The 12336-nt window shown below is 62.8% G+C and carries 12 protein-coding genes; 9 read left to right on the top strand and 3 right to left on the bottom strand.

Annotation, left to right across the window (positions count from 1 at the left end; all coding sequences use genetic code 11):
- Nucleotides 1–339: 339 nt before the first annotated feature.
- The gene (locus J7I84_RS07810; RefSeq protein ID WP_214942924.1) at nt 340–480 is read right to left on the bottom strand and encodes a hypothetical protein; all 141 of its coding nucleotides are present in this window, start codon (nt 478–480) and stop codon (nt 340–342) included.
- Between the two features lie 218 nt (nt 481–698).
- On the bottom strand, nt 699–902 hold the full coding sequence (locus J7I84_RS07805) for a cold-shock protein (RefSeq protein ID WP_142036849.1): 204 nt from the start codon (nt 900–902) through the stop codon (nt 699–701).
- Nucleotides 903–2174: 1272 nt separating this feature from the next.
- Between J7I84_RS07805 and J7I84_RS07800 the strand changes: the two genes are divergently transcribed.
- Nucleotides 2175–2873: a hypothetical protein gene (locus J7I84_RS07800; protein ID WP_214942922.1), complete on the top strand. Its 699-nt coding sequence runs from the start codon at nt 2175–2177 to the stop codon at nt 2871–2873.
- A gap of 295 nt (nt 2874–3168) precedes the next feature.
- Here the strand turns inward: J7I84_RS07800 and J7I84_RS07795 are convergent, their stop codons facing one another.
- Complete coding sequence (locus J7I84_RS07795; protein ID WP_214942919.1) at nt 3169–4659, bottom strand: NAD(P)/FAD-dependent oxidoreductase; 1491 nt, start codon at nt 4657–4659, stop codon at nt 3169–3171.
- A gap of 382 nt (nt 4660–5041) precedes the next feature.
- Between J7I84_RS07795 and J7I84_RS22050 the strand changes: the two genes are divergently transcribed.
- The 8 genes from J7I84_RS22050 (at nt 5042) to J7I84_RS07755 (ending at nt 12311) form a co-directional block, all read left to right on the top strand.
- Nucleotides 5042–5260, top strand: a complete 219-nt coding sequence (locus J7I84_RS22050) for a hypothetical protein (protein ID WP_214942916.1) — start codon at nt 5042–5044, stop codon at nt 5258–5260.
- 39 nt (nt 5261–5299) lie between these two features.
- A complete protein-coding gene (locus J7I84_RS07785) occupies nt 5300–5800 on the top strand; it encodes a MarR family winged helix-turn-helix transcriptional regulator (protein WP_251046274.1) in 501 nt (166 codons plus the stop codon).
- Nucleotides 5801–6236: 436 nt separating this feature from the next.
- On the top strand, nt 6237–8006 hold the full coding sequence (locus J7I84_RS07780; RefSeq protein WP_214942913.1) for a glycoside hydrolase family 15 protein: 1770 nt from the start codon (nt 6237–6239) through the stop codon (nt 8004–8006).
- A 58-nt stretch (nt 8007–8064) separates the two neighbouring features.
- Nucleotides 8065–9087, top strand: coding sequence for an SDR family oxidoreductase (locus J7I84_RS07775; protein ID WP_214942910.1), 1023 nt, complete (start codon nt 8065–8067; stop codon nt 9085–9087).
- On the top strand, nt 9087–9464 hold the full coding sequence (locus J7I84_RS07770; RefSeq protein ID WP_214942907.1) for a hypothetical protein: 378 nt from the start codon (nt 9087–9089) through the stop codon (nt 9462–9464). The genes J7I84_RS07775 and J7I84_RS07770 overlap by 1 nt, the downstream gene beginning before the upstream one ends.
- Before the next feature lie 146 nt (nt 9465–9610).
- Nucleotides 9611–10021: a hypothetical protein gene (locus tag J7I84_RS07765; protein WP_251046272.1), complete on the top strand. Its 411-nt coding sequence runs from the start codon at nt 9611–9613 to the stop codon at nt 10019–10021.
- Entirely contained in the window at nt 10018–10674 is a 657-nt protein-coding gene (locus J7I84_RS07760) for a gluconate 2-dehydrogenase subunit 3 family protein (RefSeq protein ID WP_214942901.1), read from the top strand. The genes J7I84_RS07765 and J7I84_RS07760 overlap by 4 nt, the downstream gene beginning before the upstream one ends.
- Nucleotides 10674–12311, top strand: a complete 1638-nt coding sequence (locus tag J7I84_RS07755) for a GMC family oxidoreductase (protein ID WP_214942898.1) — start codon at nt 10674–10676, stop codon at nt 12309–12311. The genes J7I84_RS07760 and J7I84_RS07755 overlap by 1 nt, the downstream gene beginning before the upstream one ends.
- The last annotated feature ends 25 nt before the right edge of the window (nt 12312–12336 follow it).

Genomic DNA, 12336 nt, shown 5'->3' with positions numbered 1-12336 from the left:
CCTGGTCGTCGGACAGCTTGAGGCGGCCAGCGCACCACCAGTAACACCTGGTCGTCGGACAGCTTGAGCCGGCCAGCGCACCACCAGTAACACCTGGTCGTCGGACAGCTTGAGACGGCCAGCGCACCACCAGTAACATGGGGCGGGCAAGTTGAGAGCATCCTTATGCATTCCTTGCCCGCCCCGAGCGTTCAAGCCTGTGCCCGGTACAAGAAGTGGTGGATTTTTCCGTTCTGCATAGGGTTCAATCCGTAGCAGGCGGCACCGGCGTGTGCGTTCCCTGCTGGCCTTGAAGCTAGTGGGAGCGCGCCCTGCGACAACCGTCGGGCCCTCGGAAGCTTAGCCCGAGGGGTTCTCCTTGGGGGTGCCGTCCGAATCTTCCGTTATGTTCGGTTCTTCCTTCGGTTTCATAGCCTGGTTCTCGGCTCGGGGAGCTTCCTGCTCACCGGGAGGCTGTTGGCCAGTTCGGGGATCGCTCATGATGTTCCTCCACTGATTCTTATGCCGGTCCATTCTCATGATGCCCGCACAAATGCGACTGCAACAGAGCGGCTCGTTGCGGGGGATCGCCCACCAGAGCTGACAGCTGAGGCTGGCGAACCTTCATCGTGGTCATGCTAAGCGCTTACGACAAGGACCAATAAGTGGGAACAAAAAAGGCTGACCGGCTTGTGCCGGTCAGCCTCTTCGGCAACCGCTTAGAGCGGCTGGATGTTCTCCGCCTGCGGACCCTTAGGGCCCTGGGTGATGTCGAACTGAACCTTCTGGTTCTCGTCGAGGGAGCGGTAACCGCTGGATGCGATTGCCGAAAAGTGTGCGAACACGTCAGCGCTTCCGTCGTCGGGGGCGATGAAACCGAAGCCCTTTTCGGCGTTGAACCACTTGACTGTACCTGTTGCCATGCTTGTTTCCTTCACGGGTCGCGGGCCGGATCCGCTTGTCGGATTGCCATCCCCGCCACTCACACCATCAGCCTATGTGGCGGCAGCGGGCGCGGGCAAGAAATTAGTCAAAGGCTGGACTGTACGAGGACGGCCACACCGGCTCTGGGCAGCCTCACGTCGAATACCTGGCAGGCACGGAGTTCCCCCTCGGGAGACGACACGACTAGTCTATTGCCTCATGGAAAACCTCCGGGAAGACGGGCTCACGACCGCGCTTCTGGAGTGGTTGTTGTGACTGAGATACCGGGTTTTGTCGGGAGATGGTCTCGAGTTCTTGCAGTGAGCGTGAGCACGATGGCGCGATAGTGCCATCGTGCGGATCTTCTTGAATTCGGCATTCATCACGATGAGCTGCCCATCGCGCAACAGCCCGTTGAGCAACTGCAGATCGGTAGTACTGAGCGCGGGCCGGGACGGATAACGCAGAGGCAGGCCGGGTGGCCATAATTGTCCAGACGGTGTCTGGACAATTATGGGGAGACGGTCGGAGCCTCCGGCTACTGTGGAAGTCATGTCGCAGCTCGACCCGAACTTCCCGGAGACTTCGCGGCCGCATTGCGGCCTTGAAAAACCTCGTACGGGATGCCCGGCACCGGACTCAACGCGTCGTGAATACCCCCATGATGGAGCTCTATTGGAACACCGGGCGGACAATACTGGAGAGAGCAGGGTGAGCCGCGGGGGAGCAAGGTCCTGGAGCGGCTTGCAGGCGACCTCGCTACGCGCTGGACGGATCCTCGCAGGCAGTGGCCGTCGCCTCCTACTCCTATGACACCCTGCCACCGGAGGAATGGGAAGCCCTCCCCTCACCGGAAGCAATACAGCCGCCCTTGAACAGCGTGAGGCCCAAGATAAACCCGACGGCGAGTGACGTCCGGCCACCGGCCTCCCATCAGATACAAGGTAGAGCCGAGCGTCTCAAAACGCGACCAGGACGAGCTTGCTGTCAGGTTGACGGTTAAGGACTTTCGCCTCAGGTGTCCGGGAAAGGCTTTTTGGACTCTATCTTGACGTGTCCCGCTAACTGCCTTGACGTCAGCTTGGGGTGTACTTCTTGCTTGCAGGCTCTCATAGCGATAGACACGCGGTTGCCAGAAGAGCCGTCTGCTGACTGTCTAGGTGAACCAGACGCGCGACCGAGCAGGTGTCCCATCAACTTAGGTCACTTTGCCGAGCGTTGTTCCTTGCGCACGTTCTCATAGGAGTTATACCCATTTTAGACTCAGGGTCATGACGCGGAGCGGGAAACGACAGGGAGGGGCGCGGGCAGAGCATCGCTGGCCGGCCGCCATCGGGTTGCTCATAGCATTGGGCCTTTACGCGGCACTGCCTGGCACTTTTTTGCCTGGGTTGCGCTACGCCGTGGTAGGAGTGGGGCTGACGATGCTGATACCGGTAGTGGTCCTGAACCCCCACCGGATGACGCGGCAGAGCCGGTGGTCCAAATATGTGGCGACGGGCCAGGGACTGTTGTTGGTTGCAGCGAACGAAGTCGCGTTGGTTCAGCTCGTCATCGTTCTCACCACGCATGGCACCGGTAGTGGTTCACGGGATTTACTCTCAGCTTTGCAGGTGTGGGTGACCAACGTTATTGCCTTCGCCTTGGTCTTTTGGGAGCTGGACCGCGGTGGCCCTGTCGCTCGACGGCACGCTCCGCGGAAGGAACTGCCGCCGGCGGATTTCAGGTTCCCCCAGGACGAAGACCGTGATGCGATAGAAGAAGTGGCGGCCAGATCATCGGAGCGGATCGATTGGGTAGCGTCGTTTTTCGATTATTTTTACTTCTCACTTTCCAATTCCATGGCGTTCAGCCCCACCGACACCATGCCCTTGTCGCTTAGGGCAAAAATGCTGATGGCCGCGGAGTCCTTTAGTGCCTTCGTGCTGTTGACTCTGGTGATTGCCCGCGCGGTGTCATTGCTTCATTAATGTGGCCCATGGGAATGAGCGGGATGCCAGACGAGGTGCTTTGGTGGGTGTTTTAACCTTTGCGGGGGAGGCTTCTGGTCTTCGTGTGAAGTAGTAGCTTTCGGCGTCTCCATCGGACTCCTGGTCTTCGCGATCTGCGAGTCGACACGTACCAACCTGTTCCTCGGGGCTTTTGGCAGCAGGCATTACTGTAGCGGCACTCGGTGGGGAGCGTCAGCATGGTTTGAGCAGTGTGGACAGTCCGTTGGCGAGCCTGTTAGTGGTGCCGTCTCTTCCGGGATTGGGCGCGTCCGTCTTAGAGCCCGCTGGCGCTTGCTGCGCCCCGTCGGCGCGCGTCTCCGAGGGAAAGATCGGGTGGTTCCAGGCCGAATACTTCTTTGAGGGCGGATTGGGCTGCGTACCAGCCGCACAGGCCGTGCACGGCGGGACCCGGGGGAGTCGAGGACGAACATAGATAGATGTTGTGGGCCGGTGTCCGCCACGGGTTAGAGGACACTACTGGTCGTTTGAGGAGCTGTACGGCGGAAACGGCTCCGGCGCTGAAGTCACCGCCGACATAGTTTGGGTTGTACTGGCTGTATTGCTGGGCGGTGATCGAGTGGGTGGCGAGGATGACGTCGCGGAATCCTGGTGCGAAGTCTTCGATCCGGCTGGTGATGGCTTCTGTCATGTCCACAGTGGAACCTGCCGGGACGTGGGTGTATGTCCAGAGCACTTGATTTCCTGAAGGTGCGCGGCTGCTGTCCAGGATGGATGGTTGGCTGGCCAGGACGAAAGGTTGCCGGGGGTGGCGTCCGGCGGCAACTTCGGCTTCCCCTCGGGACATGGTCGTCCTGGTCCCGCCCAGGTGCACGGTGGGTGCGGCTGCCAGGTCAGGGTTGGCCCAGGGCACGGGGCCGGAGAGAGCAAAATCAACTTTACTGACCGCGTTCCCGTAGCGGAAAGAGGCAAGTCTGCGCAGGTAGTGTGTGGGAAGCGCGGTTCCGGCCACTTCTGCGAGTCCGGCCGCGGAGAGGTCGAGCAGGATCGCTTTCGGCCCACAGTGGTCCCGGACTTGCGCGAGTGAGGTGATCGGGGAATTCACGATGATTTCGCCCCCGTGGTTCAGTAAGTCGTCGGCCATGGCCTGCGCGATGGCCTGTGAACCACCCACGGGAACAGGCCATCCCCTGGAGTGCGCGAGTGCGCTCAGGAGTAGCCCGGTTCCACTGGTCGCAAAGCCTGGAAGAGCACCAATGGAGTGAGCACTGACACCGGAGACCATGGCCGGCGCGGTTTGCTCAGTGAACCGCAGGTTCCACCAGGCGCCGCCCTGTTCCAGGGTACGGGCACCGTACAATATGGCGGCCAGGGGATCACGGGGGATGCGCAGCAGTTGGTGTTGGGTGAAGTCGATGACGCCATCGATCCTCCTGATCAGCGGGCGGAGGAGGCGGCGGTAGGCTTTGTCGTCACGTCCCAGGCGGCTGGCGGTGTGTTCCAGGCTGCGGTAGGCGATTCCTGCTGTTCCGGCGTCCACACCATGGGCGTAGGAGATCGCGGGCACGATCAGGGTGATGCGTTTTTCGAGTTCAAACGCCTGAAAGAACGGGCTCGTGAGGGCCATTGGATGAACGGCCGAACAAACGTCGTGATGAAAGCCCGGCAAAGTGAGCTCGGAGGTGCGGGTCCCCCCGCCGATCGTCGCCGCTCCCTCAAACACCCGCACCTTCAATCCGGCGCGCGCCATGGTCACGGCCGCCGCCAACCCGTTTGGGCCGGTACCAACAACGACAGCGTCGGTCATGACACAGCCACCTGATTGTTGCTGCCCCGCCAGTCCGATCCTCGGCTGGGGCACAGCTTCCGGCCGCGGAAGAAGTCAGCAGGTCCCTGTTGTGAAGTCGTGAGGTGGCCGCTCGATGATGGACGACTGTGTGGGGGCGTCAGATGTGTCATGGTGTGTTGCCGGTGAGAGTGTTTGTCCCTGGGTTTTCCGCTCGCCAGGGTGTTGGGGGCTGGAGAGGGGGTGTCGCTGTCGCTGTAGCGTGAGCGTCCGTGTTCAAGGTGGAGGACGCAGTGGATGAGGGGGAAGTGGCTGAAGGCCCGGGCGGTGTTTCCAGCTGGCGTCCCTTGCGAGGGTCCCATTCTTCGCTGAGCGGGCCGACGCCGTTGCGGAGTGTGAGCAGATGCTCGAAATGATCGACGGCCTCGTGGCGCCGGCCGATGCCAAGGAGTGTGTCGACAAGCCAGAAGGAGCAGGCCAGGAAAACGCCTTCACGCCCGGGGAGACCGTCATTGCTCATGCCCCCGCGAGGGTGAGCTGCCACCCTGCCCAGCGCCTGTTCTCTCTTCATGATTCTCCTTATCCGCAGTCACCTGCCTCGGGACGCAAGATAGGCAGCTAGCCTTTGCGGGTTAGCAACTATTGGAGGAAACTTGTGCCCATGGAAACTTCTGCCGAATCCACCTCGATCCCAGAACCTTTGGATCGCGAGGTTGAAGCAGTGATGCTCGCAGCCGATACTCTGTTGGGTGTTGCGGCCCGCTCTGTTGCCGAGGTTGAGGACGTGGTGAACACCCCGCAGTTGCGGGTGTTGGTCCGCATCCACGCCCGGGGCCCGCAAAACCTGGGCGGGGTGGCCGCTGAGCTGGGGGTGCACGCCTCCAACGCCACCCGCATTTGCGACCGACTGGTCGCTGCTGACCTGTTGGAGCGGCGGGAGGACCCGGCCGACCGGCGGTATGTACGGCTCGAACTGACGCCAAAAGGACAATCGTTGGTGAACACCATGCTGGACCATCGCCGACAAGCCATCGCGAAAGTGATTTCACGGATGCCCGCTGGTCGCCGGCCGGCTCTCGCCGTCGCCCTCGAGGCCTTCGCGGCAGCGGCCGGTGGCCAAGGGACCTCCGACGGTCGCTTTACTCTGGGCTCCGGCAACTGATGTGAGCCCATCCTGACTACGCAAGCCATGTTTTCATTGAACCCAAATGCTTGCGACCGGCGCAATAGTTGGGACTTAGCTTATTAGGCGTCTCTTGCTGGGAGAGCCATGACATTCCGGCTCCCTTATCAGACGTAAGCCGTGGATGCTCCGCCCTTGTCCCGGCTCGCTCAGGTCCGGATGGAGTTAATGGGCGTCGTCCCGCCCGCGGCCGTCTGCCAGGTCCAGAGGGGTAAAAGGTCAACAACCCGCTCATTGCGCCGCCGCAAGGGAGCGGACGCAAACGCGCGAGACTCAGGGCCCGGGCAGCACCCCCCGCAACCATTGATGCTCGAACTGGCCGCCACCAACGGGCGAAAGCACTCGGCAGACTCCGGCTGCAAGTTAAAAAGGATTTCATTGCGTTTGGGCAAATATTGCCTTTACACTCGGTAGTATGGTTGAGACGTCCGCGAGCTTTCCGCCGCATGTGTTGCGGGAGTACGCAATGGTTGCCGACGGCGCACGCGCCGCTTTGATCGGTCCCCGCGGTGATGTGGTGTGGATGTGCGCACCGCGCTGGCATGACGATGCCGTCTTCTCAGGACTTCTGGGTGGGCCGGGAAACTTCGCAGTAAGTCCGACTGATCCCCGCTACGTGTGGGGCGGACAATATGAGGACGGAACATTGATTTGGGTGAGCCGGTGGGTAACCGGGGCCGGGATCATCGAATGCCGGGAAGCGCTGGCATACCCCGGGGACCCAACCCGGGTGGTGCTGTTGCGCCGGATTACCGCGGTGCTGGGCGCAGCGTCCGTTCGGATGATTTTGGACGCGCGGGCGAACTTCGGCAAGCACAAGATGGCCCGACTTTCCTGCCATGAGGGCGTTTGGACTGCCCGCTCCGGGGACTTGAGGGTACGTCTGGGTGGTGCGCCGAACGCAAAGTCCGGAGACGCAGGTCTTGAGGCTGTTTTTGAGCTGGCGGAAGGCGACTACCACGATCTGGTGCTGGAAATCTCCGATCACCAACTGCCCGTGGAGCCGGTGGAGCCGGGGCCGGCCTGGAGTGCCACGGAAAATGCCTGGCATTCGGCGGTCCCCCGGTTCGATAACACCATATCTGCCGATGACTGCCGACAGTCATATGCCGTTCTGCGCGGAATGACGGGGGTGGGGGGAGCGATGGTGGCGGCATCCACCATGGGGCTGCCTGAACGGGCCGGGCAGAAGAGGAATTACGACTACCGGTACGCGTGGATCCGGGACCAATGCTACGTCGGCCAGGCAGTAGCGGCCTGCAAGATGTTTCCACTGCTGGATGATGCGGTGGGTTTTGTTGCAGCCAGACTGCTCACGGACGGACCAGGAATGCGCCCGGCTTACACCACCGAGGGCCGCCAGGTCCCGGATGAATGGGACGTTGGGCTGCCGGGGTATCCGGGTGGGGCCGGCCGGGCCGGGAACTGGGTCAATGACCAGTTCCAGTTGGACGCATTCGGGGAGGCGCTGCTGCTGTTCGCGGCCGCTGCGGAGAATGACCGGCTGAACCTTGAGCACTGGAAAGCGGCAGAGATCTGTGCGGATGCGATCATGGCCCGGTGGCAGGAGCCTGATGCGGGCATGTGGGAACTCGACAACGGCAGGTGGGCCCATTCCCGCCTTATCTGTGCTGCCGGCCTGCGGGCCATAGGGCGGAACGCCCCACCGCAGCAAGGGGCGAAGTGGACCTCACAGGCTGACACGCTGATCACGGACGTGGCCAATGACTGCCTGCATCCCAGCGGGCGGTGGCAACGCGCACCGGATGATGACCGCGTCGACGCGTCCTTGCTTCTTCCGGTGATCCGCGGTGCTCTTCCGCCCGATGACCCCCGGTCGGTAGCGACTCTCAAAGCGGTGCAGGACGACCTGGCCCGAGACAGGTACCTGTATCGCTTCCGCCAGGACGGACGGGCTTTGGCCAAATCGGAGGGAGCATTCCTGCTGTGTGGTTTTGACATGGCGATGGCCCTCCACCAAAGCGGAGAGACCACCGAAGCGGCCCGCTGGTTCGAAAGAAACCGGGCTGCCTGCGGCGCACCCGGCCTTTTCACTGAGGAGTACGACGTCGAGCAGCGGCAGCTGCGCGGCAATTTCCCACAGGCCTTTGTGCATGCGGCCATGCTCGAAACCTCGCGCCGGCTGGCGGATCCTCCGCCGCCGTGGCGCGGCCTGAACTCCTGACGGCACCCATCACAACCAGCTGTTTGGTGAAGTAAGTGAGGCACGACAAGGAGCACGAATGAACACCTTCAAAGGCAAGACCGTCGTTGTTACGGGCGCGAGCGGTGGTATCGGCCGGGCTACAGCCATCGGCTTCGGCCAGCAGGGAGCTTCAGTGGCCCTGCTCGCCCGGGGAGAAGCAGGGCTGGCCGGCGCAGCACGGGAAGTGGAAGCGGCAGGGGGCCGGACACTGACGATCGCGGTGGACACCTCAGACCACGATGCCCTCGACGCGGCAGCCACCCGGGTCGAGCGGGAACTGGGTCCAATCGACATCTGGATCAACGTAGCTTTCACCTCTGTCTTCGCCCCGTTTGGCGAGATTAAACCGGAGGAGTACAAGCGCGTCACTGAGGTCAGCTACCTGGGGTATGTCTACGGAACGATGATCGCGCTGGACCGGATGAAGAAGCGGGGGCAGGGCACCATAGTCCAGGTGGGCTCGGCCCTGGCCTATCGGGGCATCCCGCTCCAGTCTGCCTACTGCGGTGCAAAGCACGCCATCCAGGGTTTCAACGAATCCCTTCGGTGCGAACTGCTCCACGACCGAAGTGCGATCAGGACAACCATGGTGCAGATGCCGGCTGTGAACACCCCACAGTTCAGCTGGGTACTTTCCCGCCTGCCGAACAAGGCCCAGCCGGTGCCGCCCATCTACCAGCCCGAGGTTGCCGCGCGTGGCGTCCTTCACGCCGCCGCCCACCCGCAGCGCCGCGAGTACTGGGTTGGAGGAAGCACCATGGGCACCCTTGTGGCCAATGCCGTGGCCCCCGGACTGCTCGACAGGTACCTGGCCCGGACGGGCTTCAAGTCCCAGCAAAGACCACAACCCCGTGACCCTGAACAACCCGCCAACCTCTGGAAACCGGCCGACGAAGAGCGGGACTTCGGCACCCATGGGGCATTCGACGCCCGCTCAGCAGATCAAAGCGTCCAGTTGTGGGCATCCCATCACCACGGCACCATCTTTGCAGCGACCGGAGCAGCGGCAGCAGGCTTGTTGACGTTGTTCCCTGTGCTGCTGGGAAAGAGGCGGCGGTGATGAGGGCGCTGGAGACCACCCGGGCAGCCTACGGCCTATGCCAAATGTCCTTCCCGGCGCCGTTTTTCCGTCTGGCGATCGGACACCAGCCGGATGCCCGTGTCCGCGTTGTGATGCGCATCCTCGGTGCCAGGCACCTCCTCCAGGCCTTGATCATCCGTGCAGCCCCAACCTCAGGTGCGCTCCACGTGGGCGGCGGCGTTGTGGACTCACTGCACTCGGCCAGCATGGTCGCCCTGGCCATCGCCGACCGGCGGCGCCGCAGGGCAGCCGCCCTGGACGCCGTGATCGCCGGGCTGTTCGCAGGCATGGAGTTCGCCGCTGCCAGCCGCCGTAAAAAGCCGATTCCTCCTCGGGAGCCTCGCTGGCGGCGATGATGCGCTGCTGATGATCGGGCGCATACGAGGTCAGCACGCAGTGGTAGTACAGGGCAGCTTTGCGCAATGGAAGAAGCAGTGTGATGAGAGGGAGCGGCATGAAGACACCAGTTCCAACGGAAGCGACGATTCACGGGATAGACCGCATGATTCGGAATGTGGAAACCGGACGTTTTGAGCGGTCCCTGTCCGGGCTGACTGCGGTCGGTGCCCTGGTCACGGCGGCGGAAATATATTTTGAACACGACAAGGCAAGCTTTGGTAACAAGCTCATGTGGCTCCCGGTCGCCCTCGGTCCGGTCGGAGCGGCTGCCGGGATCGCCGGAATCTTTAGCAAGAGGATGGCCAAGACAGCGCTTCCCCTGGCGTCCGCGGCCATCATCGCCAACGGCTTGCAGGGAACGTACCTGCACGCGCGGGGCATCGCCCAAAAACCCGGCGGATTCTCCAACCTGACCTACAACATGGAGATGGGACCACCGTTACTGGCACCGCTTCTGGTGACGCTGGTCGGCGGGATGGGCTTGCTTGCCGCAGTCCTGAGGAGGGAAAAGTGACAGCACTCCCGCTTGACCCCAAAGACGGCGGCGGCCGCTTTCCCGGCTTCGACGCACAAGGACAATCCCCGCACTGGGACCCGGTGACCCAGGGCGTGGTGCTGGCCCGCCTGGGACGACCAACAGACCTGCGGTTTTTTACCGTAGCGGAAGAGGCAACAGCGAGGGCGCTGTTTGATCAATTGCTTGGCCAGCGACACGAGCCCCGGGTTCCAGTGGTAAACATGGTCGATGCCCGCCTCGCGGAGGACCAGACCGACGGCTGGCACTACGAAGACATGGAACCGGACCCGGCTGCCTGGCGCAACACCCTGGCCGAGCTGGACGCAGAGGCCCGTGAACGCCTGAAAAGGCCATTCGCCGAGCTTTCCTGGGAAGAACAAACACTGCTCCTGACCGACATTCAGGCAGCGGAAACGTGGCGGGGCCGACAGACGTCGAGGGTCTGGAGCTTGTGGACGCGGTACGCATGCACGGCCTTCTACTCGCACCCCCTGGCCTGGGATGAGATAGGTTTCGCCGGACCCGCCTATCCCCGGGGATACAAAAATCTCGGTCTCAACGCCCGCGAACCCTTCGAGGTGGCAGACGCGCGCCCGACCCAGGATCCTGCAGCACATACGGCCAAGTCCCAAACAGGAAGGCAACGCTGATGGCTCCGGTAAAAGACCGCAACGCCTCCGCCTGGTTGCTGCCTCCCGTGCCCGGAACAAATCATGCCATGCGTACCGACATGGCCCAGTTTCGCGACGAGGATGAGGTCGACATAGTGATCGTCGGCTGTGGTGCGGGCGGCTCAACCCTGCTGCAGCGCCTGGCCCGCGCAGGCTGGAAGGCTGTGGCCTTGGACGCGGGCCCGTTCTGGGACCCCGAACGCGACTGGGTAAGCGACGAAGCAGGGTCCCACCATCTGTACTGGACCGAACCCCGGGTGATATCCGGGGACGATCCCGTTCCGCTCGGTTCGAATAACTCCGGGAGGGGGGTCGGCGGCTCCATGGTGCACTACGCCGGCTACACGCCCAGGTTCCATCCCAGTGACTTCCATACCTACAGCACCGATGGCGTGGGCGCCGACTGGCCGCTGGAGTATGGGGACCTCAAGTCCTACTACGAGGACATCGAGGGAGAACTGCCCGTAGCCGGAGAGCACTGGCCGTGGGGGGACCCACACTCATATCCCCACAGTCCCCACCCCGTTTCGGGCAACGGTGAATTGTTCCTGCGGGGTGCGCTGGCGTGCGGCATAACGGCCAAGGTTGGCCCGGTCGCGATCACCAACGGCCGTTTCGGCAACCGGCCGCACTGCATCTACCGCGGCTTCTGCCTTCAGGGATGCAAAGTCAACGCCAAAGCCTCACCCCTCATCACTCACATTCCGGACGCCCTGCACCACGGCGCCGAAGTACGGGCCGACTCGATGGTCACCAGGATCGAAATAGACGACCGAACGGGCAAGGCCACCGGGGTGCACTACGTCCGCCACGGCCGTAGCCGGTTCCAACGTGCCCGGATCGTCGCGGTCGCCGGGTACTCCATCGAGACCCCACGCTTGCTGCTCAACTCCGCCTCCCAGCGTTTCCCGGAAGGCTTGTGCAATGACTTCGACCAGGTCGGGCGGTACCTGATGGTCCAGGGCGCACCCCAGACGGCGGGCAGGTTCGAGTCAGAAGTGCGCATGTGGAAGGCCCCCCCGCCGGAAGTCAGCTCCGAGGACTTCTACGAAACCGACCCGTCCAAACCGTACAAGCGCGGGTTCTCCATACAGACGGTCTCGCCCCTGCCCATCACCTGGGCAGAGCACGTCGCCGCCCAGGGCCATTGGGGGGCAAAGCTGCGCGAATACATGAGCGACTACGTGCACTGGGCCTGTCTGGGAGCACTGTGCGAGTTCCTGCCGCAGCCCGACAACCGCGTCACGCTTGCTTCGGAAAAGGACCGGAATTCAATGCCAGTGGCGCACTTCCACTACTCCCAGTGTGACAATGACCGCCAGCTGATGCAGGCGGCCCAAGGGGCCATGGAGAAGATCCTGAAAGGGGCAGGCGCCGAGGAAGTCATCACCATTAGGCGCTTTGCCCACCTTGTGGGCGGAGCCCGAATGGCCGCCGACGAACAGCACGGCGTTGTCGACGCGGATTGCCGCAGCTTCGCCGTACCCAACCTCTACATCACGGACGGAAGCGTGCTGCCGACCCAGGGAAGTGCCAACCCGGCACTCACCATCATGGCCGTCGCAGCCCGCGCCGCGAATCGGCTGATTGCCGGCGGTCCCAGCAAAGCCACCTGAAGCGCAGTCTCCTGAATACCGCGGC

The organism is Arthrobacter sp. ISL-85 (assembly GCF_018613675.1).
Classification (GTDB): domain Bacteria; phylum Actinomycetota; class Actinomycetes; order Actinomycetales; family Micrococcaceae; genus Arthrobacter.
Note: the sequence above shows the minus strand (reverse complement) of the source record. Positions and strands in the feature narration are given on the sequence as shown.